This window comes from Mesorhizobium sp. M2A.F.Ca.ET.046.03.2.1 (genome assembly GCF_003952425.1).
Lineage (GTDB): Bacteria > Pseudomonadota > Alphaproteobacteria > Rhizobiales > Rhizobiaceae > Mesorhizobium.
On sequence record NZ_CP034449.1, the window covers coordinates 4,437,741 to 4,460,269 of the forward strand.

A 22,529-nucleotide genomic window follows, 5' to 3' on the forward strand; every position below is an offset into this window, starting at 1 on the left:
TCAGGCGCTTGACCGAACTACGGGATTTGGTAATACCAGAATGACATGGCGTTCAGATGCCGTCAGGACTGACCAAACAGGCTGGCCCTCGCTCCAATTGGCGCTATGCTTGGTCACGAAAACAAGAGAGGGAGGATGCCGATGCCGACGACGATGAAGGGTCCCGGCCTGTTTCTGGCGCAGTTCGCGGGCGATGCCGCACCGTTCAATTCGCTGGCTTCGATCACCAAATGGGCGGCCGGGCTCGGCTACAAGGGTGTGCAGATCCCGACCTGGGACGGACGCCTGTTCGACCTCGCGAAGGCGGCCTCGTCGAAAGCCTATTGCGACGAGGTGAAAGGCATCTGCGCCGACGCGGGCGTCGAGATCACGGAACTGTCGACGCACCTGCAAGGGCAACTGGTGGCGGTGCATCCTGCCTATGACGCGCAGATGGACGGCTTCGCGCCGCCATCGGTGCACAACAATCCCAAGGCGCGCCAGCAATGGGCCGTCGAACAAATGAAGTTCGGCGCCCAGGCATCGCGCAATCTCGGGCTTAATGCTTCCGTGTCGTTCACCGGCTCGCTGGCCTTCCCTTACCTCTATCCCTTCCCGCAGCGGCCGGCCGGGCTGATCGAGGAAGCCTTCGGCGAGCTCGGCAAACGCTGGAAGCCGATCCTCGATGTCTATGAGGACAATGGCGTCGATGTCGGCTACGAGATCCACCCTTCCGAGGACGTGTTCGACGGCGTGACCTTCGAGATGTTCCTCGACGCGGTCGGCGGCCACAAGCGCTGCAACATCAATTACGATCCGTCGCATTTCCTGCTGCAGCAGCTCGACTATCTGGAATTCATCGACATCTATCACGAGCGGATCAAGGCCTTCCACGTCAAGGACGCCGAGTTCAATCCGACCGGACGGCAGGGCGTCTATTCCGGCTATCAGGGCTGGGTGAACCGGGCAGGCCGCTTCCGCTCGCTGGGCGACGGCCAGGTCGATTTCAGCGGCATCTTCTCCAAGCTCACCCAGTACAATTACGATTCCTGGGCGGTGCTGGAATGGGAATGCTGCCTGAAGCATCCCGAGGACGGCGCAGCCGAAGGCGCGCCCTTCATCCAGCACCATATCATTAGGGTGACCGAGAAGGCTTTCGACGATTTCGCCGCCGGCACGACCGACAAAAAGCTGCTGCGGGCGATGATGGGGATTTGACCCGCGAACTTCCCTGGAAGATCGACAGCGGGTCCGGGCGGGGTTGAATTCAAAGCCGCGGCGGACCCTTATACCCCGCCCCGACGCCGTGCGTCGGCCCTCCGCAGGGGGAGGGTGAGCAGCCAAGAGGAGAGGACGAAAAATGGTCGGCGCATCGAAGTCGGAAACGGGAGGCGGCCCGATCCGCTACGGCATGGTTGGCGGCGGGCAAGGCGCCTTCATCGGCGCGGTGCACCGCATCGCGGCGCGCATGGACAATGATTTCGTGCTGGTCGCCGGCGCGCTGTCGTCGAACCCGGAACGGGCGAAGGCTTCCGCCGCCGAACTGGGGCTCGATCCGCAGCGCAGCTACAGCTCCTATGCCGAGATGGCCAAGGCCGAAGCCAAGCGTCCCGACGGCATCGAGGCGGTGGCGATCGTCACGCCCAACAATGTGCACGTGCCGGCGGCCAAGGCCTTCCTCGAGGCCGGCATCCATGTCATCTGCGACAAGCCGCTGGCGACGTCGCTCGCCGAGGCGAAGAAGCTTGCCGCGCTGGCCGAGAAGACCGGCAAGGTGTTCGTGCTCACCCACAATTACACCGCCTATCCGATGATCCGGCAGGCGCGCGAGATGGTGGCCAAGGGCCAACTCGGCGACATCCGCATCGTGCAGTCGGAATATCCGCAGGACTGGCTGACCGAGGATCTCGCCGCCACCGGTCAGAAGCAGGCCTCGTGGCGCTCCGATCCCAAGCAGGCGGGCGCCGGCGGCGCGCTGGGCGACATTGGCACGCATGCCTATAACCTTGCCCGTTTCGTCTCGGGGCTGGAGCTGGATTCTCTGTCGGCCGACCTCGACGCCTTCGTGCCGGGCCGCCAGCTCGACGACAATGTCAACGTCATGCTGCGCTTCAAGCCGGTCGGCAACAAGCATCCGGCCAAGGGCATGATCTGGGCAAGCCAGGTGGCGCCCGGCCATGAGAACGGGCTGAAGCTGCGCATCTATGGCTCGAAGGGCGGGCTGGAATGGGTGCAGGCCGACCCGAACTATCTCTGGTACACGCCTTTCGGCCAGCCGAAGCAGCTGCTCACCCGGGCCGGCGCCGGCGCGATGCCGGTCGCGGCGCGTGTGACCCGTGTGCCATCCGGACATCCGGAAGGCTATCTCGAAGGTTTTGCCAACATCTACCAGGAGGCCGCCCGCGCAATCCGGGCGGCACGCAGAAGGGGCGGCAAGCCGGGCAAGGATGTGATTTTCCCGACGATCGAGGACGGCGTCGAAGGCATGGCCTTCATCGAGGCCTGCGTGAAGTCGTCGAAGAAAAATGGGGCGTGGACGAAGCTCTAGGGACGGCTGCGTCGTCTGAGGGGGAGTCCCCCTCACCCGGATTGCCAGCCGAATTGCAAACGCAATTCGGGGCAATCCGACCTCTCCCCGAGGGAGAGGAGGGCGCCGGCGCCGACGACAACCTCTTTCTCCCCGCCGGGGAGAAGGTGGCAGCGAAAGCGGCCGGATGAGGGGGAGTGCGGCCCGCCAACGCAAATGGCTGGCCGCAAGCGGGGAGGGGTGTCGATGAAAATCGGCATGTGCATGTTCTTGTGGACCACCAGCGTCTCGAAGAAGGATGTGACGCTGTTGAAGGACATCAAGGCGACGGGTTTCGACGGCGTCGAGATACCGGTCTTTGCCGGCGCGCCTGACGACTACAAAAGGTTGGGCGAGATGCTCGACCGCATCGGCCTGGAGCGCACCGCGGTCTCGGCGATGGGCGATCCGGCGATGAACCTGATCTCGCCGGATGCCGCCGCGCGCAAGGCCGGTATCGATTACATGAAATGGGCGATCGACTGCAGCGCGGCGCTTGGCTCCAACACGCTGAGCGGGCCGCTGCATTCGACGCTCGGCGCCTTTTCCGGCAGCGGGCCGACTTCTGCCGAGAAGAAGCGCTCGATCGCCTCGCAGCGCGCCATCGGTGACCATGCCGGCAAGAAGGGCGTGACCATCGGATTGGAGGCGCTCAACCGCTTCGAATGCTATCTGGTCAACACCATGGCCGATCTGTGCGAGCATATCGATGCGATCGACCGGCCGCACATCAAGGCGATGTACGACACGTTCCATGCCAATATCGAGGAGGCCGATCCGATCGGCGCCTACACGAAGCATCGCCGCAATATCGTCCATGTCCACATTTCGGAGAACGACCGCGGGGTGCCGGGGCGCGGCAACATTCCATGGAAGGAGACTTTCTCCGCCATCCGCAAAAGCGGTTATGACGACTGGCTGACGATCGAGTCCTTCGGCCGCTCGCTGAAGGATCTGGCTGCGGCGACAAAGGTGTGGCGGGATTTCGCGGAGAGCCCGGAGGCGGTTTATCGCGAGGGGTATAGGCATATCAGGGACGGCTGGAAGGGGGCGGCGTAAGCGACTCTCTCTTCGTTATCCACGGGCGGAGCGGGAGCGAAGCGGACGCGGAGACCCGAGGATTCCGTGACGTCGACGCTCCGCAACGATGCAGACTTCTGCACCGCTGCACTCTACGGCTTAGGTAACGGCATGGATCCTCGGGTCTGCGCGCGTCGCTCCGCTCCTTGCTCCGCCCGTGGATGACGAAGGCGCGAAACTACCCCTGCTCGGCCTGCAGCCGATTATAATCATGCAGCGTGCGGCTCAGCCGGCGGCGCAAGACGTTTGAGATGTTGTCGAAGATGAAGACGACGAGCAGTATCAAAAGCACCATGTAGAAGACGTTGGCCCAGTTCGAATTGGTGCGCATCGCTTCCCACAATTTCAGGCCGATGCCGCCGGCGCCGACGGCGCCGATGATGGTGGCGCCGCGGGTGTTCGATTCCCACTGGTAGAGCGTCTGGCTGATGAAGACCGGCACCACCTCCGGCAGCACGCCGTAGCGTTGCACCAAAATCTCGTTGGCGCCGGTCGAGAGCACGCCTTCGCGCGGCTTGTCGTCAATGTTCTCCAGCGCCTCGGAATAGGTTTTGCCCAACGTCCCGATCTCGGTGAAGAAGATCGCGGCGCTGCCGGCCAGCGGGCCGGGGCCGAAGGCGCGGGTGAAGAACAGCGCCCAGATCAGCATGTCGACCGAGCGCATGAAATCGAAGAAGCGTTTCAGCACCTGGCTCAGAACGCCGCTCGGCGTGATGTTGCGGGCGGCAAAGAAGGCAAGCGGGAAGGCGACGATGCCGCCGAGCAATGTGCCAAGGAACGCCATGACGATGGTCTGCAAGAGCTTCGTCCAGACATCGCCATGCTGCCACTGGGCGTTGTTCCAGAAATTGTCGGCGGCCAAAGCCAGGTTCGACGTACCGGGCTTGAGTTCCGGCCCGGAGACGATCAGCGAGATGACTTCGCTATAGGGTTTGCCGAAGAAGGGCGAGCGCGTATCGAAGACGAAATTCGCCCAACCGAGGAAGCGCTTGCGCACCTTGACGCGGTCGACGGTGACACGCACCTCGCCGGCAAAGCCTAGCTTGGCGACGATCTCGTCGTCATGGACGGTCACCCAGTCGGGCACCGGACCTGTCACCACCGGCTTGCCACCGGTCAGCGCGATGGGCACGGTCAGGCCGTTGGCCGTGATCGTCTCTTTGGTCTTGTCGAAGGTGACGGATTTGGCGTCGCCGTCGATCTGGACGGTGTAGGTGCCATCGGCATTCTTGATCACCCAATCGGGATCGGGGTTTTCGCCGAGCGCCGAGAAGCGCGGATATTTCGGCGTGATCTCGGGCTGGTCGAGGCGGAATTCCGGCTGCAGGTCGTAGCTGATCCATTGCGACAGGAAGAGCGGCAGGCGCTCCCAGTGCGACTCGCGCAGCACCAGCGGCAGGCTGAAGAACCACAAGGCGTAGCCAAGATAGAGCACCGTGCCCGCGACCAGCAGCAGCGGCCAGAAGCGCTTGTAGGCCGGCCGCTGGAAGATCTGCGGGTGGCGGTTTTCGATGGCGCTGATTTCGTCGGCGGTCATGGCGGCCATTTCACGCGCTCATCAGGAAAGCCTGCTCGCCGACGAGCTTGCGGCGCAGCCAGGCGGAGAACTGGTCGACGAGGATGATGGTGACGAAGAGCAGGAGCACCAGCGCCAGCGTCTTGGCGCCGAAGCCGCGCGAGATGGCAAGCTTCAGCTCCTCGCCAATGCCGCCGCCGCCGACCGCGCCCATGATGGTCGAGATGCGCACGTTGATCTCGATCCGGAGCAGCGTATAGGACATGAAATTGGGCAGCACCTGCGGCAGGTCGGCGAAGCGCACGCGCTCGAACCAGTTGGCGCCGACCGCGCGCAGGCCCTCCTCCGGGCGCATGTCGATGTTCTCGTTGATCTCGTAGAAGAGCTTGCCCAGCGCGCCGATCGAATGCAGGCCGATGGCGATGATGGCCGCGACCGGGCCGATCGAGACGATGGCCGCGAACAGGCCGGCAATGACGATCTCGGGAAAGGCCCGCAGCAGTTCCATGAGGCGCTTGACGACGAGCCGCAGGATCGGGCTCGGCGTCAGGTTGCGCGCGGCGATGAAGGAGAAAGGTACGGCGAAGACGAAGCCGATGAAGGTCGAGACCAGCGCCACGTTCACGGTCGTCAGCATCAGCTCGAAATATTCGGGGATGTAGAAGCCGCTCCAGACATAGACGCGGCCGAGCGGGAAGTTGAATTCCTGCGTTCCCTTGTCGCTGGGCGAGGCGATGTCGAACAGCGCACGCCAAACGTCGTTCCAGTCCTTCGGGACCAGCCAGCTCAAGAAATCGAGGATGTGCGGCAGCCGGTCGAAAAAGTGGCCGGCATTGGCCTCGTCGGCGAACCACATGGTCGCGAACATGGCGACAAGCAGCAGGCCGACGGCAAGCGCCGTGTAGAAGCGGCGCAGCGACGTCTGGCGCCGCCAGGCGTCGGCCTGCTGGCGGGTGGCGTCGGAATGGATCGTTGTCGAAAGGGTCATGACGTGAATGCAAAAAGGGCGGCGTTTTTGCGACGCCGCCCTTTCCTGATGCCTTTAGCCGCCGATAGCGGCTTTGCGGGCTTCGACGATGACGTTGTAGAAGTCAGGCTTCACGGGGACGTAGCCGGTGAAGTCGCCACCCTCGATGCCTTCGAAGCAGGCCTTGTCCTTGGCCGGCAGGGCGGTGAAGAAAGCGGTGAGCTTGGCGGTCATGTCGTCGCCCAGCGCGGTGCGGACAACCAGCGGACCGTTCGGGATCAGGCCCGAGCGCCACACTTCGACGAAGTCGTTCGGGTCGACCGCGCCCTTGGCGACTTCCTTGTGGAAGGTGCCCGAGGTGTAGCCGTTCTTGAAGTCGCCGATGCCCGAGGAGTCGTCCACCGCCACGTCGACCTTGCCGTCGCGCACGGCCAGGATGTTGTTCTCGTGGCCGCCGTTGAACTGGGTCGAGGCGAAGTAGGTCTCGTTGGAAGCGCCGGTGTCCTTCGGAATCTGGGTCAGCGGGATCAGGTAGCCCGAGGTCGAATCCGGATCGGCATAGCCGAGCTTCTTGCCCTTGGCCGACTTGATGTCGGTGATGCCGGAGGTCTTCAGCGCCAGGCCAACCGAGTAATAGCCGGTCGAGCCGTCGGTCTGCTTGGTGGTGAGGATCGGGGTGACCGCCTTCGGGTCCTTCAGATAGACGCTGGCGTAGCCGGACGCGCCGAGTTCGGCGAAATCAAGCGTGCCGCCGAGCAGGCCCTGGATGACGCCGTCATAGTCGGCGGCCGGGAACAGCGAAACCTTCTCGAAGCCGAATTCCGACTTCAGGTGGTCGGCGAGGCACTGATAGTTGCGCAGACGGTCGGTCTCGTTTTCACCGCCGAGGATGCCGACGCGGAATTCCTTGATATCGGCGGCGTGCGCGGCGCTTGCGGCCATGGCGAGCAGCGAAACCGCTCCAAAAACCATCTTCCTGAACATTTGCTCTCTCTCCTGTTGTTCCGGCTGCGCGCCGGCGTTCTGATTTTTCAAGTCTTGCCTTTGACGCTGGCGGGCGATCCGGGTTGCTCTGCCGAAATCCACGATTTGCCCGGACCGACTGGGGTCGGGGCAATGGACTCAGTAGCCAGGGAAGGCGGGTTCGAGCGGTCCGGCGGATGCGGTGATCTTCGGCCTGATGGTCACGCTGGTCGACGTAATGGCCTCGGAGATCTCGGCGCCGCTGGCGTCGGCGCCGTAGACGGTGCTCACGGCGTCGCGGTCGAGGTCTTGCGGGGCGCCGTCGAAGACGACCTTGCCGGCGGCCATGCCGATGATGCGGCCGCAATAGGCGCGGGCGGTGTCCAGCGTGTGCAGATTGGTGACGACGGTGATGCCTTCGCGCAGATTGATGTCGCGCAGCGAATCCATCACCACCTTGGCGTTGAGCGGGTCGAGCGAGGCGATCGGCTCGTCGGCCAGAAGCACTTTCGGCTGCTGCATCATGGCGCGGGCGATCGCGACACGCTGCTGCTGGCCGCCGGACAGCGTGCCGGCCGGCTGCAGCGCGGTGCGTGCGATGTCGAGGCGCTCGAGCGCGGCCACCGCCTCCGCGCATTCGGTGCGCGTGAACATGCCGAGCAGGTTGGAAACCGTGGAGCGATGGTTGAGGCGGCCGAGCAGCACATTGGTCAAGACGTCGAGGCGCGGCACGAGGTTGAACTGCTGGAAGATCATGGCGCAGTCGCGCTGCCAGCGGCGCAGCGGCGAGCCCTGCAGGGAGGAGACCTCGGCGCCGTCAAAAAAAATCGATCCCTGGCTGGGATCGATGAGACGATTGATCATGCGCAGCAGCGTGGACTTCCCGGCGCCGGAGCGGCCGATGATACCGACCATCTGACCGCGCGGGATCGAGATGTTGATGTCGCTGACAGCGGTGTTCTTGCCAAATCGTCGGGTTACGCCGCGGATTTCGAGCGTGGCCGATGATGCTGACATGGCAAAACTCCGGTACGTCGCGGTTTCGAGGGTCCGTTAACCTTCGCTAGCGCAGCCCGATGAAGCTGGGGTGTCGGATTGATGTCATTTTTGTTACGAGTCACAGGCTTCGGGCGCTAATTCCCCGGCACATGGATTTCGACCGGGCCGGCTATGTTTGTGTTGGCGGGCGGCATGCGTAAGAGATTGGCCGAAACGTCCACCCCAGTCGTCATCCACGGGCGGAGCAAGGAGCGGAGCGACGCGCGCAGACCCGAGGATCCATTCCGTGACGCATGGGCGCTGCTGCGGTGCAGAATTCTGCTCCGCCGCACTCTTCGACGAGGGTCACGGAATGGATTCCAGGGTCTCCGCGACGCCGCTTCGCGGCTGCTTCGCCCTGGAATGACGAGGTTGGAAGGCTTCAGCCAAATCGTGCCCGTCAACAAACGGCAACTTTTCAAAATCCCCGTGCAGAACCGCTAGCCAAGCACCAGCAATTCCTCGAAATGCTTCATGTCCTTGAAGCTGCAGAAGGCAGGAGCCTTCAGCTCGATCGAGGCGGCGGAGCTGATAGGCAAAGGTGATGTGGAAGACATAGGTGTCGTGGTCCGGATGACGGTAGCCGAACGGCACAGACAGCGCATCGCGCCAGGCTTTCAGGACCTGGCGGTCTTCTTCGGTGGCGCCGGCGACGGTGAGGCCGGTCGGCACGACGTCGACAATCTTCACCTTGAAGGGACCGTGGCCCTCGAAGCCTTGCAGGCGCTCGAGATAGAGGCGGGTCATACCGTCGATGCTGGTATCGAGCGGCACGTCCGAAGGCCAGTAAGGAAGGCGGCGGCGATATTCGATGATGCCCTGGAAGAGCGTCATATGCAGGCTGGAGATCGGCGTGAAGGCGAGCCGATCGGCATCCGGCATGGCCAGCATGCGCTCGCGGACCTCGATGATGGCAGCTTGTGAAGGCGAGCCCTCGACCAGATGGCAGACAAAGGTGTTGCCCGGTTCGGGCAGGAAGTTGCCCGACGCGTCGTAACGGGTGCCGAGATGGACCGGCGGCGTGGGGTTGGAGCCTTCGAAAAATCCGGCGAGCGAGGGTCTAACAGTGGCGAGCATGGCGATCTCCTGGGCGAGATCGGCTCTTGTCCGAGTCATGTGTCAAGGATGTGAATGGTGAATGGTGAATGGTGAATGGTGAATGGTGAATGGTGAGAAAGAAGGGCTTCGTTGCCATTCACTATTGACCATTCACCGTTAACCATTCACCGAAATCAGCCGCCGTATTTCTCCAAAAACGCCTCGGCCGACAGCTCTCGGAAATCGTCGAGCGCGGCGCGCAGTGTTGCATGGTCCCAGTCCCACCAGGCTAAGACCTGGTACCGCTCGGCGGTGCGGCGGTCGAAGCGCTCGCGGATCGGTTTCGCCGGCACGCCGCCGACGATGGTGTAGGGCGCGACATCCTTCGACACCACGGCGCCGGCGCCGACGGCCGCGCCATCGCCGACGATGACGCCCGGCAGGACGGTCGAGCCGTGGCCGAGCCAGGTGTCGTGGCCGATGGTGACGCGCCTGGCGCGGCGCTGCGCGAAAAACTCGCTTTCATGCTCGGCGTCGTCCCAATAGTCGGACGCGCGATAGGTGAAGTGATGCAGCGTCGGCCGCCAGGTCGGATGGTTCGTGGCGTTGATGCGCACGCTCGCCGCGATGTTGGAGAACTTGCCGATGGTGGCGCACCAGACGGCGCAGTCCTGCATCATGTAGGAATAGTCGCCAAGGTCGCATTCGGCGACGCGGCTGCGCTCGGCGATCTCGGTCCAGCGGCCGAGGGTCGAGTTTTCGACCTGCGCCGTCGGATGGATCAGCGGCGCCTCCGAGAGTTTTTTGCTCATGCGGCGATCTTTCCGGCGGCGAAGGCGGTGACGTCGATGACGCGATCGGCGACCGCGTCGCGCACGTCGAGGTCGTGGAAGATGCCGAGGAGCGCAACGCCCGCCGCTTTCTTGGCGGCGATGAGCTCGACCACGACATCGCGATTGCGGGCGTCAAGCGAAGCGGTCGGCTCGTCGAGCAACAGGATCGGATGCTCGGTGATGAAGCCGCGCGCGATGTTGACGCGCTGCTGCTCGCCGCCGGAGAAGGTCGCCGGCGGCAGCGCCCAGAGCTTTTCGGGCAGGTTGAGCTGCGCAAGCAAGGAGCGAGCCTTCGCCCGCGCGGTCTCGCGATCCCCGCCGCGCTCGACCAGCGGCTCGGCGACGACGTCGAGCGCGGAGACGCGCGGCACGGTGCGCAGGAACTGGCTGACATAGCCGATGGTGTGGCGGCGCACGGAAAGCACGGTGCGCGGGCTGGCGGAAGCGAGGTCGATCAACCCGCCGCCGTGCTGGACGATGATCTGGCCCTCGTCGACGGCATAGTTGCCGTAGAGCATCTTAAGGATCGAGCTTTTTCCGGCACCCGACGGCCCGCCGAGCACGGCGCATTCGCCGGCGCGGATCGAGAAGGAGACGCCCGCCACCACCGGCAGCGTGACGCCGTCGCGCAGATGCATGGTGAAGCTTTTCGCGATGTCGGAAACAACAAGCGGCGTGGCCATGATTAGAGTCCTTTGTTTTGCCGCATGGTCTGGTCCGAAAACCGGCTTCCACTTTTCGGGACCATGCGGCTAGACCTGCAAAATCGAAGAAACGAGAAGCTGGGTATAGGGCGCGCGCGGATCGTCGAGCACGCGGTCGGTGAGGCCGCTTTCGACGACGCGGCCGTCCTTCATCACCATCATGCGCTGCGACAGAAGCCGCGCCACGGCGAGGTCGTGGGTGACGACAATTGCCGCCAGCCCGAGGTCCGTGACCAGCCCGCGCAACAGATCGAGCAGACGCGCCTGAACTGAGACGTCGAGGCCGCCGGTCGGCTCGTCCATGAAGACGAGCCGCGGCCCGGTCACCAGGTTGCGGGCGATCTGCAGGCGCTGGCGCATGCCGCCGGAAAAGGCGCGGGGCTCGTCGTCGATGCGGTCCTCGTCGATCTCGACGCGCGACAGCCAGTCGACGGCGGTGGCGCGGATCCTGCCGTAATGGCGGTCGCCGACGGCCATCAGCCGCTCGCCGACATTGGCGCCGGCCGATACGGTCATGCGCAGCCCATCGGCCGGGTTCTGGTGGACGAAGCCCCAGTCGGTGCGCATCAGGAAGCGGCGCTCGGCCTCGCTCATGCGGTAGAGCTCGCGCCACTGGCCGTCGCGCATGCGGTAGCTCGCGGTGCCGGAGGAGGGCAGCAGCCGGGTCGACAGGCAGTTGAGCAGCGTCGTCTTGCCGGAGCCGGACTCGCCAACAACAGCCAGCACCTCGCCCGGCCAGAGGTCGAAGGTGACGTTCTCGCAGCCGACGCGCGAGCCGTAGAATTTGGACAGCGCGGAGACGCGCAGCAGCGGTTCGTCGGTCATTCGGCCTCCTTACCCTCCCCCTTGTGGGGAGGGTCGGCGCGCAGCGCCGGGGTGGGGGTTGAAGAAAGAGAAGATTGGCCTTTCCCCCCACCCGCGCCTTCGGCGCGACCTCCCCACGAGGGGGAGGTAGAGTCGGCGCGCCGCTTCTCGCAATGGTCGGTGTCCGAGCAGACGAACATGTGGCCGCCGTGGTCGTCGAGGATGACCTCGTCGAGATAGACATTCTCGGCGCCGCAGAGCGCGCAGGGCTGGTCGAAGGTCTGCACCTCGAAGGGATGGTCCTCGAAATCGAGGCTGACGACGTCGGTGAAGGGCGGCACCGCGTAGATGCGCTTCTCGCGGCCAGCGCCGAACAGCTGCAGGGCCGGCGAACGATGCATCTTCGGATTGTCGAATTTCGGCGTCGGCGAAGGGTCCATCACATACCGGCCCTCGACCTTGACCGGATACGCATAGGTGGTGGCTATGCGGCCGTGCTTGGCGATGTCCTCGTAGAGCTTCACATGCATGAGGCCGTATTCCTCCAGCGCATGCATTTTTCGCGTCTCGGTCTCGCGTGGCTCGAGGAAGCGCAGCGGCTCGGGGATCGGCACCTGGAAGACCAGCACCTGGCCGGCGGTCAGTGGCTGCTCAGGGATGCGATGGCGGGTCTGGATGATCGTCGCCTTGGCGGTCTCCGTGGTGACGTCGACCTTGGCGACCTTCTTGAAGAAGGCGCGGATCGAAACGGCGTTGGTGGTGTCGTCGGCGCCCTGGTCGATGACTTTCAGCACATCATCCGGGCCGATGATCGAGGCGGTGACCTGCACGCCGCCAGTGCCCCAGCCGTAAGGCATCGGCATCTCGCGCGAGGCGAAAGGCACCTGGTAGCCGGGAATGGCGATGCCCTTCAGGATGGCGCGGCGGATCATCCGCTTGGTCTGCTCGTCGAGATAGGCGAAGTTGTAGGTGGCTATGTCGGTCGATTGGGCGTTCATTCGGCGGCCTCCCTTTTCTCTTCAGCCTTGTCCTCATTTTCCCGCGCTTCGTATTCGGCGCGCATGCGGCGCACGAGGCCGAGCTCGGCCTGGAAGTCGACATAGTGCGGCAGCTTCAGATGCTCGACGAAGCCGGTCGCCTGGACATTGTCGGAATGGGAGATGACGAATTCCTCGTCCTGCGCGGCGGCGACGATATCCTCGCCAAGCTCGCCGGCGCGCAGCGCCCGGTCGCACAGCGCCATCGCCATCGCCTTGCGTTCGCTCTGGCCGAAGACCAGGCCGTAGCCGCGGGTGAACTGCGGCGGCGCCTTGGCCGAGCCCTTGAACTGGTTGACCATCTGGCATTCGGTGACGCGGATCGAGCCCAGCGGCACGGCGAAGGGCAGTTCCGGCACGTCAAGCTCCAGCTCGACCTCGCCGATGCGAATTTCGCCGACAAAGGGGTGGTTGCGCGCATAGCCGCGCTGCGTCGAATAGCCGAGCGCCAGCAAAAAGCCCTCGTCGCCGCGCGACAGCGCCTGCAGGCGGATGTCGCGCGCCATCGGGAATTGCAGCGGCTCGCGGGTGATATCGCCTGGCACATGGTCCAACGGCATCTCGCCATCGGCCTCGATCAGGCCTTCATGGGCGAGGATCGCCGAGACGCGCGGCATGGCCTCCGGCTCGACCGGGCGCTGCGCCGGCGTCTCGACCTCAGCGCCGGCGGCGAGCTCCGGATCGAGCAGGCGGTGGGTGTAGTCGAAGTTCGGGCCGAGCACCTGGCCGCCGGGCAGGTCCTTGTAGGTGGCCGAGATACGACGCTCGACCTGCATGGCGCCGGTATCGACCGGATTGGTGTAGCCGAAGCGTGGCAGCGTGGTGCGGTAAGCGCGCACCAGGAAGATCGCCTCGATCATGTCGCCGCGTGCTTGGACGATGGCCAGAGCCGCCAACTCGCGATCATAGAGCGAGCCTTCGCTCATCACGCGATCGACGCCGAGCGCCAGCTGCTCGACAATCTGGTCGAGGCGCAGCGCCGGCACCGAGCGGTCGCCGCGGCGGCGATCGGCCAGCAGGCGGTGGGCATTGGCAATGGCGGCTTCGCCGCCCTTCACCGCGACGTACATGTCACGCCTCCATCGTCTTGATGCGGGTCGTGCGCGGCAGGCAGGCAAGGCTGCCCGGCGCCGCCAGGATGATGTCGACGCCGCGCGGAAAACGCTGGTTGTTCTGCTTCCACTGCTCGACGAAATGGCGCGGCATGCCCCGAGGCGCGATCATCGACGTCTTTTCGATGCCGGGGCCCTCAAGCAGCAGCGACGGGCCCGAGGCGAGGTCGTCGACCAGGAGGATCAGCGTCGTCGAGCGGTCGGGATATTCCTGCGTGCCTTGCGCAAAACCGTCGAGCGCGGCCATCTCCTTCGGATTGGCGATCAAGGCGAAATGCGCGTCGGCCGGCGTGTTGGCCAAGGGCGCGCCGGTGTGGAAGCCGAACCAGGCCTTGACCGAAGCTTCCGCCTGCAGCGGCGGATCGAGCCAGATCGGTGTATCGTTGTCGCACAGCGAGAGCGCCACGGCCCCGGCCGTCGCCGACAATGGCGCCGGCGGGTGGGTGAGTTGCGGCAGGGCCTGCACGGAGCCTGGGCGCGCCATCGCGTCCATGATGGCGCGGAAGACGGTTTGCGCGTTGAAGACTGGCTCGGCGAAGCCGCCGTCGATCGATTGCGTGGCGATATCCATCAGTCCTCTCCGCGCACCATGGTGAAGAAATCCACTTTCGTGGCCGCCGTCTCGACGCGCCGCGTCTCGCGCGCCGCATCGAGCGCCGCGCGCAAAGGCGCGGCGAGCTTCGTCTCGACTGCTTCACGCTGCGGCGGGTCCTGCCACAGCGCGTCGGCGATTGCGGCGAGCCTGGCCTTGTCCTTGTCGCGGCCGAGCGCGTAGGAATGGCCGACCTGGCCGGAGGGCAGCCGCACCGTGGCGCGGGTGACGGTCGCCTCGCCGACATTGAAGGGCGCGCCGCCGCCGCCGATGCGCCCGCGTACCGTCACCAGTCCGGTCTCGGGGCCGCGCAAGAGCTCGGCCTCGGAAGGCAGGCCCGCTTCGTTCCACAGGCGCGCGATCTCATCGGCTTCGGCATGCGCCAGCGTCTCCATCAAGGCTTTCCGCCCGGCCTGCTCGCGCGCTTCCTGTCCTCGCATGGCATTCCTCCCTGCATGCGTAAAATTTGTCTATTGATATAGACAACTATACAAATTATACTTATCTGGTAACGGGAGTCCATGACGGGTGGATGACAACCCGGAAAAATGCTTGGGGGCGATGGGTGACCGGACTGGCGAGCAGCATCGAAAGGCGCAACGGCGTGTCGCTGTGGCGGCAGATCGCCGACCGGATCCTGCAGGGGATCGCGAGCGGCGACTTCGCCGAGAACGCGGCGCTGCCGCCCGAAGTCGCGCTGGCGGAACGCTACGGCGTCAACCGCCACACGGTGCGTAGCGCCATTGCAGCACTGGTGCAGGAAGGCGTGTTGAAGGCCGAGCAGGGCCGCGGCACCTTCGTCCTGTCGCGCAAGCGGCTGTCCTATCCGATCGGCGCGCGCACGCGCTTCTCGACCGGGCTGCAGGGGCAGACGAGCGAGCGGCATATTGCGCTGTTGTCGTCCTCGACGGAGCCGGCCAGCCGGCGCATCGCCGAGGCGCTGGGCCTTGCCAAGGGCGCGGCCGTCATCCGGCTGGAGACGCGCGGCGAGGCCGACGGTCAAGCGGTGTCGCGCGCGACGACCTGGTTCGACGCCAAGCGCTTCGCCGGCATCGAGGCGGCAATGGCGGAAACGGGATCGATCACCGCCTCGCTGAAGCGCTTCGGCGTCAATGATTATCTGCGGCACTCGACGGTGCTGTCGGCACGCCATGCCGACGCCGACGACCTCGCAGCGCTCGATCTGCAGCCGGGCGCCATCGTGCTGGTCACCGTCGCCGTCAACGTCACGCTCGACGGTGAGCCGATCCAGTTCGCGGAGTCGAGGTTCCCGGCGGAGCGGGTGGAGTTGAGGTTGTCGGCCGGCGATTAGCCCACCGTAGTCATTCCGGGGGGACAACCCAGAAGTCGTCATCCACGGGCGGAGCGACGCGAAGCGGAGCGCAGACCCGAGGATCCATTCCGTTACCTCGACCGTGGAATGCGACAGAGCAGAATTCTGGATCGTCGCAGAGCTTCGAAGTCACGGAATGGATCCTCGGGTCTGCGCGCGTCGCTTCGCTCCTTGCTCCGCCCGCGGATGACGAAGGGGTAGGCGCTTCGGCCAATCACCAAGGCTGCGATTGCCAGATATCCAGGGCCGGAAATCTCTATGCCGGCGTCTCTCACCCCACCTCGATAACCGCCTTGATCAGCCCCGATTTCTCATGCGTCCATCGCGCCAGATCGCGCGGCGTTGCGGCGAGCGTGGTGCGATGGGTGACGAGCTTGCCCAACGGCACGGCGCCGTTGCGGATCGATGCGGCGACATGCTCGAAGTCGGCCTTCAGCGCGTTGCGGCTGCCGACCAGCGTCATCTCGCGCTTGTGGAATTCGGGGTCGGAGAAGGTGATGTCGTCCTTGACGACGCTGACCAGCACCAGCGTGCCGCCATGCGCGACATGGGCGAAGGCCGACTGCACCGATGCTGTGTTGCCGGTCGCGTCGAAGACGAGGTCGAACCCTTCGCCGCCGGTCGCCTGCCGCACTAGGTCGGCAGCCGATGCCTTCGAGGTGTCGAGCGGGGCAAAGCCGAGTTCCTTTTCGGCGAAGCCGAGGCGCTCGCTACTCATGTCCAACAGGCTGATATCCAGGCCGGCGATGCGGGCGAATATCGCCGTGCCGAGCCCGATAGGGCCGGCGCCGATGACCAGTGTACGCTGGCCGGGCTGCCCGAGCGATCGGCGCACCGCGTGCGCGCCGATCGCCAGGAATTCCACCGCCGCGGCATCGGCCAGCGACAGGCCGTTCGTCGGATAAAGGTTCTGCGCCGGCACCAGGATCTCGTCGCACATCGCGCCGTCCCGATGGACGCCCAGCACCTCGATCTTCACGCAGCAATTCGGCTTGCCATGCCGGCAGGCGATGCATTTGCCGCATGAAAGATAGGGGTTGATGATGACCGGTTCGCCGACGGCAAGATCGATGCCTTCTCCCTTTTCGACGATGGTGCCGGAAACCTCATGGCCCATGATGCGCGGATAAGCGAGGAAGGGATGCTTGCCTTCGAAGATGTGATAGTCGGTGCCGCAGATGCCGACATGGCTGACGGCGACGCGCGCCCAGCCGGGTGGTGGCGCGCCTGGCGCTGCGCGGTCTTCGAGGACAAGGTCGCCGGGCGAGCGGCAAACGACGGCTTTCATTGAACAGATCCAAAAAGGGCGCCGGCCTCGGTCCGGCCGGGCCGGCGCGTTAGTTTCTGGGAGGAGTCACTTGCCGCGACGGCGCAAGCCGTCGAAGTAGACGATGACGATGATCAGTGCTCCGGTGATGACGCGTTGCCAGAAGGTGTTGACGTTGAGCAGGTTGGCGCCGTTGTTGATCGTCGAAAGGATGAAAGAGCCGATCAGCGGCCCGTGCACGGAGCCGATCGCGCCGAAGAGCGAGGTGCCGCCGATCACCGACGAAGCAATGGCCTGCAGTTCGTAGGTGTCGCCCTGCGTCGGATTGCCGATGCCGATGCGCGAGGCGAGCAGCACGCCGACGAAGGCGGCGAGCAGACCGGAGAGGATATAGGCCATGAAGATGGTGCGCGGCACGTTGACGCCAGACAGGCGCGCGGCTTCGGCGTTGGAGCCGACCGAGAACAGATAGCGGCCCCAGCGCGTGTGGTGCAGGAAGATGTAGGACGGGATGGCGACCAGGATCACCATCCAGAACAGATAGGGGATGCCGAACAGCGAGCCGCGGGAGAAGGCCTGGAACGGATCGCTGTTGATCGAGATCGAGTTGCCGTTGGTCATCAGGAGGCCGATGCCGCGCAGCGAGGTCATGGTGGCCAGGGTGATGATGAAGGGCGGCAGGCCCATCTTGACGATGCCGAAGCCGTGGAAGAGGCCGATGGCGACGCCGACCAGCAAGGTGATCAGCACCGCCGCCCAGATCGGCCAGCCGGCATTGATCAGAAGCGCCACCACAACGGTGGTGAAACCGACCACCGCGCCGACCGACAGGTCGATGCCGCCGGTGATGATGACGAAGGTCTGGCCGACGGCGAGGATGGCGATCAGCGAGCCCTGGCGCAGAAGATTGGTGATGTTGAGCGCCGTGGCGAAGGAGGGCGTGGCGACGGCCAGCACGATCCACATCAGCAGCAGCAGGCCAAGCAGGGTCAGGCCGAAGAGCGCGTTGAAATTGCGCTTGGATTTTTCGGCGGGGATCGCCTCGGTGCTCATTTTTGTCCTCCCGTCTTTTCTTGTTTCTCGGCCAGCGCCTGACCCAGAATGTCCTCGTGGCTCGCGGTGCGGAACCCATGCGTGGCGACCAGCTTGCCGCGCCGGAACACGTGGAGCGTGTCGGCAAGCTCGTAGACTTCCGGCAGATAGGACGAGATCAGGATGATGCCGGCCCCCTTCGACAGCAGCGTCGAGAACAGGCGGTAGATCTCGGCCTTGGTGCCGACATCGACGCCCACCGTTGGCTCGTCGAAGATGAACAGCTTGGCGCCATGCGCCAGCCATTTGCCGATGACGATCTTCTGCTGGTTGCCGCCCGAGAGGCTGGAGGCGAGCGCGCTGCGTGTCGGCGTCTTGATGCGCAGGTCCGCGATCTGGCGATCGGCTTCGGCCTTCTCCTTGGCGCCCGAGATGAGCGCGTTGCTGGAAATGCGCTTGTAGATCGGCAGGTTGAGGTTCATGCCGACCGACAGGTTGAGGCACAGGCCCTGGTCGCGGCGGCTTTCGGGGGCCAGCGCCATGCCGAGCCTTATGGCGTCGTGCTCGGAATTGACCTGGACCTCCTTGCCCTGCCACAGGATCTGGCCGGCCGATTTCCTGTGACGGCCGTAAAGCGTGGTGACGAACTCGCTGCGGCCTGCGCCGATCAGACCATAGAGGCCAACGATCTCGCCGGCGCGGACGGTCACCGAGACATTCTCGAAACCTTTGCCGGAAAGGTTCTTCGTCTCGACGATCGTGGCGCCGGGCGTGAAATGTTCCTTGTGGTAGATCTGCTCGATCGAGCGGTTGATCATCAGCTTGACCAGCTCGGCCTCGTCGGTCTCGGCGATGTTGCGGGTGCCGACCAACGTGCCGTCGCGCAGCACCGAAACGCGATCGGCAAGCTCGAACACTTCCTCCATGCGGTGGCTGATGTAGATGATGGTGACACCTTCGCCCTTCAGCCTTCGGATCAGCTTGAAGAGCTGGTCGGCCTCCTTGCGGGTGAGATAGGCGGTCGGTTCGTCGAAGATCAGGAATTTCGTGCCGCGCACCGTGGCGCGAGCGGCGGCGATCAGCTGCTGCTGGCCGATGGTGAGATCGCCGAGCACGACATGCGCCGGCAGGTCGAAGCCCAATCCGTCGATGATCTTCTGCGCTTCCTTGACCATGGCGCGCTGCTGCAGGAGGCCGAAGCGGGACTCCTCCTCGCCGAGGAACATGTTGGCGGCGACCGTGAGATGGCGGCAAAGCACCACCTCCTGGTGGACGGCGTTGATGCCCAGCGCCATCGCCTCATGCGGCGTGGCCAAGGCCACTGGCTTGCCTTCCCAGATCACCTCGCCGGAGGTGCGCGGCATGACGCCGGTGAGCAGCTTGATGAGCGTCGACTTGCCGGCGCCGTTCTCGCCGACGATGGCGTGGATCTCGCCGGCCTTGAAGGCGAGATGCACCGCCTTCAGCGCATGCGTGCCAGGGTAGCGCTTTTCCAGCCCGTTGAGCTCGAGGATCGTCCTGCCCGGGGCCAGCGTGGGGGCGGGGTGCAGTTCCTGCGCCGTCGACGTCATGACAATCCTCCCACATTGGTCTCAACCATTGGGTATGCAGCGATGCGTCTGACGCGCATCTTGGAGTCAAAACCTAGATCAGGCCCGCGGATTTCCAAATCGCCTGACGGATGTTTCCGGGGCGCGAGGCCCCGGAAACGAGTGCGACGATGCTTGCTCAGTTGAGCTTCGGGTTGAGCAGCGCGTCGATCTTCGGGTCCTTCATGTTGTCCTTGGTGACGAGGTTGGCGCCTGTGTCGACATTGGCCTCCACCTTCTCGCCCTTCGAGGCAGCCAGAGCGGTCTTGACGCCGTCATAGCCCATCCGGTACGGGTCCTGGACGACGAGGCCGGAGATGACGCCGTCATTGAGGAACTTGATCAGCTTCTCGTCGCTGTCGAAGCCGATCAGCGCCACCTTGCCGCCGAGATTGTTCTCGGCGATGGCCTGGCCGACGCCCTGCGCCATGATCAAGTTCGAGGCGAAGATGCCCTTGAGGTCCGGATTGGCGGTGATCAGGTCGGTGGCGATGTTGAGGCCGGTGGTGGCCTGGCCGTCGGCGTATTTGTCGGCGACGAGCTCGAGGCCCGGATATTTGGCCTTGATCTGTTCGATGAAGCCCTGCTTGCGCTGCTCAAGCGAGCCGGCGCCGGGAAGGGCCGTGATCAGCGCGACCTTGCCTTCCACCTTGCCGCCATTGGCGGCGCCGATCGCGGCGGCGAGACCGTCAGCAGCAACGCGGCCGCCCTGGACGTTGTCGGTGGTGAGGAAGGAGGTGAAGGCCTTGGAGTCGGCGCCGGAGTCGATGCCGATGACCTTGACCTTGGAAGCCGCCTCATCGATCGGCTTGCCAAGCGCCTTGAACTCGGTCGGCGAGATGACGACGGCGGCGGGGTTGCTGGCGACGGCGTTTTCGAGGATCGAGATCTGGCCGTTGACGTCGGTCTCGGCCTGGGCACCGAGCTCCGGCACGTTGATGCCGAGGTCCTTGCCTGCCTTGCGGGCGCCGGCCAGCACGATCTGCCAGTAGAAGGAGGTGGTGTCCTTGACGATGATCGGAATGGTCACGTCGGCCGCCGAGGCGGGCGCCGAATGCATCGCGCCGGCAAGCATCGACGCTGCGGCCAGGGCCACGAAAGCACGGCGGTTGAGAAGGCTGGTCACGAATTTCATTAGGTTCCTCCCTAAGTCGCCTGGTGAAGGTTGCGGAAGCTCAATCTGGATAGGCGCGGCCCAAACGGAACTTTATCAATAAAAAACAGATGCCATTTTTGATAGAGCATTGCCATGGCCGATGCAAGCGGTGTCTGTTGCCGTTTGTGTGACGCGCGATGGATTTGCCTCCCCCTGCGGCTCCTCATTGGCAGCATGTCGGCGCTTCCGTTCCTCCCTGTGACATGGAACGATAATTTCACATAGCTGTCAATGTGGAATATTCATTCCATAATGAAGTCATGCGACAGTGAAGACCTAGTCGCGCTTCCGCCAATGGCCTTCGGACTAAAGCGTCGCGCCGAGATGCCAGGGAACGAACTCGTTGTCGCCGTAGCCGAACGCCTCGCTCTTGGTCTTGCGGCCGGACGCCGTCTCGATGATCAGCTCGAAGATCTCGCGGCCCATGCCGGCAATGGTCTTCTCGCCCGAGGCGATAACGCCACAATTGACGTCCATGTCCTCTTCCATCTGGTGGTACATGGTCGAGTTGGTGGCGACCTTGATCGACGGCGTCGGCCGGCAGCCGAAGCAAGAACCGCGGCCGGTGGTGAAGACGATGACATTGGCGCCGCCCGCCACCTGGCCGGTGGCCGAGACGGGGTCGTAGCCGGGCGTATCCATGAACACCAGGCCGTGGCCCGAAACCTTCTCGGCATAGCCGAAGACGCCATTCAACGGCGTCTGGCCGCCCTTGGCGACGGCGCCCAGAGATTTTTCCAGGATCGTGGTCAGGCCGCCGCGCTTGTTGCCGGGCGAGGGGTTGTTGTCGATCGAGGCGCCATGCTTGGCGGTATGGTCCTCCCACCATTTCACGAAGCCGTCGAGCTTGGCGGCGATCTCGGGCGAGGCGGCGCGATAGGCGAGCAGGTGCTCGGCGCCGTAGATCTCGGTCGTCTCCGACAGGATGCCGATGCCGCCGACGCCGGCCAGGATGTCGACAGCGGCGCCCAGCGCCGGATTGGCGGTGATGCCCGACATGCCGTCCGAGCCGCCGCATTGCAGGCCGACGACGATCTCGCTGACCGGGATGGGCTCGCGCTTGAGGTGGCCGACTTCCTCGGCGATCTCGGTGAGCACGCCCATCGCCTTCTCGACCGATTTGCGCGAGCCGCCGGCCTCCTGGATGTTGAAATGACGTTTTCCCGCCGCCACACCCTTCTGGCCGTAGAGGGTGAGCTGGTTGACCTCGCAGCCCAGCCCCACCATCATCACGCCGCCGAAATTCGGATGGCGAGCATAGCCCGCGAGCGTGCGGTGCAGAACCATCATGCCGTCACCGGTGCCGCTCATGCCACAGCCCTGGCCGTGGACGATCGGCACGAAGCCGTCGATGCCGGGATATTTTGGCAGAATCGTGCGGTTGGCCTCGTCGGCAATGGCGTGGCAGACGGTGGCCGAACAATTCACGCTGGCGATGATGCCGATGAAGTTGCGCGTGCCGGCGCGCCCGTCGGCGCGGCGGTAGCCCATGAAGGTGCGCTTGCGGTCGGCTTCGGTGGCGTGCTCGGCCTCGCTCGGCGGAACCACCGGCAGGCGGCCGCTCTCGAACACCAGATTGTGCGAATGGACATGCTCGCCGGGCGCGATGTCCTGGGTGGCGCGGCCGATCGCCTGCGCGTATTTCACCACGGCTTCGCCCGCGGTGATCGGCCTGATCGCAACCTTGTGGCCAGGCTCGATCACCGCGATCGCGGTGGCGCCACCCGGCAGCGCCGTGCCGATCTCGATGCGGCCGTTGGCGACCGCGACATTGTCGGCGGGGGAAAGAAGAATGGTGTTTGCGGGGTTCACGAGCGGCTGTCCTGGGTCATCCTGGGAATGCGGGCGGATTGACATGCGCCCGTTTGGGGGTAATGTCTTTTATCGTGAAAAAACAGTTTTGCGTCAATTGTTTTTTCATCA

Annotated in this window: 20 protein-coding genes and 1 pseudogene; 4 read left to right on the plus strand and 17 right to left on the minus strand. The window is 64.5% G+C overall.

The features are described from left to right. Positions 1–141 precede the first annotated feature (141 nt). From EJ072_RS21175 to EJ072_RS21185, 3 genes are all read left to right on the plus strand, one after another. Positions 142–1,197 carry a sugar phosphate isomerase/epimerase gene (locus tag EJ072_RS21175; RefSeq protein ID WP_126081137.1) on the plus strand — a complete coding sequence of 352 codons (1,056 nt, stop codon included), beginning with the start codon at positions 142–144 and terminating at the stop codon, positions 1,195–1,197. Positions 1,198–1,339: 142 nt separating this feature from the next. After that, complete coding sequence (locus EJ072_RS21180; protein ID WP_126081138.1) at positions 1,340–2,527, plus strand: Gfo/Idh/MocA family oxidoreductase; 1,188 nt, start codon at positions 1,340–1,342, stop codon at positions 2,525–2,527. Between the two features lie 225 nt (positions 2,528–2,752). After that, on the plus strand, positions 2,753–3,604 hold the full coding sequence (locus EJ072_RS21185) for a sugar phosphate isomerase/epimerase (protein WP_126081139.1): 852 nt from the start codon (positions 2,753–2,755) through the stop codon (positions 3,602–3,604). 199 nt (positions 3,605–3,803) lie between these two features. Here EJ072_RS21185 and phnE (EJ072_RS21190) read toward each other — a convergent pair whose 3' ends face one another. From phnE (EJ072_RS21190) to phnG, 12 genes and pseudogenes are all read right to left on the minus strand, one after another. Next, positions 3,804–5,171, minus strand: a complete 1,368-nt coding sequence (gene phnE, locus EJ072_RS21190) for a phosphonate ABC transporter, permease protein PhnE (RefSeq protein ID WP_126081140.1) — start codon at positions 5,169–5,171, stop codon at positions 3,804–3,806. A gap of 1 nt (position 5,172) precedes the next feature. Then, on the minus strand, positions 5,173–6,129 hold the full coding sequence (gene phnE, locus EJ072_RS21195; RefSeq protein WP_126081141.1) for a phosphonate ABC transporter, permease protein PhnE: 957 nt from the start codon (positions 6,127–6,129) through the stop codon (positions 5,173–5,175). Between the two features lie 54 nt (positions 6,130–6,183). Beyond that, positions 6,184–7,092 (minus strand): phosphonate ABC transporter substrate-binding protein, encoded by a 909-nt coding sequence (gene phnD / locus EJ072_RS21200; RefSeq protein ID WP_126081142.1) that lies wholly within the window; start codon positions 7,090–7,092, stop codon positions 6,184–6,186. Between the two features lie 138 nt (positions 7,093–7,230). Beyond that, complete coding sequence (phnC, locus tag EJ072_RS21205) at positions 7,231–8,088, minus strand: phosphonate ABC transporter ATP-binding protein (RefSeq protein WP_126081143.1); 858 nt, start codon at positions 8,086–8,088, stop codon at positions 7,231–7,233. 461 nt (positions 8,089–8,549) lie between these two features. Next, positions 8,550–9,186 (minus strand): annotated as a pseudogene (locus EJ072_RS21210) (DUF1868 domain-containing protein). A 155-nt stretch (positions 9,187–9,341) separates the two neighbouring features. Further along, positions 9,342–9,959, minus strand: a complete 618-nt coding sequence (locus EJ072_RS21215) for a DapH/DapD/GlmU-related protein (protein WP_126081144.1) — start codon at positions 9,957–9,959, stop codon at positions 9,342–9,344. Beyond that, positions 9,956–10,663: a phosphonate C-P lyase system protein PhnL gene (gene phnL, locus EJ072_RS21220; RefSeq protein WP_126081145.1), complete on the minus strand. Its 708-nt coding sequence runs from the start codon at positions 10,661–10,663 to the stop codon at positions 9,956–9,958. Before phnL ends, EJ072_RS21215 begins: the two co-directional genes overlap by 4 nt. 69 nt (positions 10,664–10,732) lie before the next feature. Continuing rightward, positions 10,733–11,509 (minus strand): phosphonate C-P lyase system protein PhnK, encoded by a 777-nt coding sequence (phnK, locus tag EJ072_RS21225; protein WP_042640728.1) that lies wholly within the window; start codon positions 11,507–11,509, stop codon positions 10,733–10,735. Next, on the minus strand, positions 11,506–12,486 hold the full coding sequence (locus tag EJ072_RS21230; protein WP_245466926.1) for an alpha-D-ribose 1-methylphosphonate 5-phosphate C-P-lyase PhnJ: 981 nt from the start codon (positions 12,484–12,486) through the stop codon (positions 11,506–11,508). The genes phnK and EJ072_RS21230 overlap by 4 nt, the downstream gene beginning before the upstream one ends. Next, a complete protein-coding gene (locus EJ072_RS21235; protein ID WP_126081146.1) occupies positions 12,483–13,595 on the minus strand; it encodes a carbon-phosphorus lyase complex subunit PhnI in 1,113 nt (370 codons plus the stop codon). The genes EJ072_RS21230 and EJ072_RS21235 overlap by 4 nt, the downstream gene beginning before the upstream one ends. A gap of 1 nt (position 13,596) precedes the next feature. Then, positions 13,597–14,208 carry a phosphonate C-P lyase system protein PhnH gene (gene phnH / locus EJ072_RS21240; RefSeq protein WP_126081147.1) on the minus strand — a complete coding sequence of 204 codons (612 nt, stop codon included), beginning with the start codon at positions 14,206–14,208 and terminating at the stop codon, positions 13,597–13,599. Further along, positions 14,208–14,669 (minus strand): phosphonate C-P lyase system protein PhnG, encoded by a 462-nt coding sequence (phnG, locus tag EJ072_RS21245; protein WP_126081148.1) that lies wholly within the window; start codon positions 14,667–14,669, stop codon positions 14,208–14,210. Before phnG ends, phnH begins: the two co-directional genes overlap by 1 nt. 134 nt (positions 14,670–14,803) lie before the next feature. Between phnG and phnF the strand changes: the two genes are divergently transcribed. Continuing rightward, positions 14,804–15,541 (plus strand): phosphonate metabolism transcriptional regulator PhnF, encoded by a 738-nt coding sequence (gene phnF, locus EJ072_RS21250; RefSeq protein ID WP_245467374.1) that lies wholly within the window; start codon positions 14,804–14,806, stop codon positions 15,539–15,541. A 292-nt stretch (positions 15,542–15,833) separates the two neighbouring features. Here the strand turns inward: phnF and EJ072_RS21255 are convergent, their stop codons facing one another. The 5 genes from EJ072_RS21255 to EJ072_RS21275 form a co-directional block, all read right to left on the minus strand. After that, positions 15,834–16,850 (minus strand): zinc-binding alcohol dehydrogenase family protein, encoded by a 1,017-nt coding sequence (locus EJ072_RS21255; RefSeq protein WP_126081150.1) that lies wholly within the window; start codon positions 16,848–16,850, stop codon positions 15,834–15,836. Between the two features lie 66 nt (positions 16,851–16,916). Continuing rightward, positions 16,917–17,882 (minus strand): ABC transporter permease, encoded by a 966-nt coding sequence (locus EJ072_RS21260; RefSeq protein WP_126081151.1) that lies wholly within the window; start codon positions 17,880–17,882, stop codon positions 16,917–16,919. Next, the gene (locus tag EJ072_RS21265) at positions 17,879–19,432 is read right to left on the minus strand and encodes a sugar ABC transporter ATP-binding protein (protein ID WP_126081152.1); all 1,554 of its coding nucleotides are present in this window, start codon (positions 19,430–19,432) and stop codon (positions 17,879–17,881) included. The genes EJ072_RS21260 and EJ072_RS21265 overlap by 4 nt, the downstream gene beginning before the upstream one ends. 157 nt (positions 19,433–19,589) lie before the next feature. Then, positions 19,590–20,585 (minus strand): ABC transporter substrate-binding protein, encoded by a 996-nt coding sequence (locus EJ072_RS21270; protein ID WP_126081153.1) that lies wholly within the window; start codon positions 20,583–20,585, stop codon positions 19,590–19,592. Positions 20,586–20,912: 327 nt separating this feature from the next. Then, a complete protein-coding gene (locus EJ072_RS21275) occupies positions 20,913–22,418 on the minus strand; it encodes an altronate dehydratase family protein (protein ID WP_126081154.1) in 1,506 nt (501 codons plus the stop codon). Positions 22,419–22,529 lie beyond the last annotated feature (111 nt).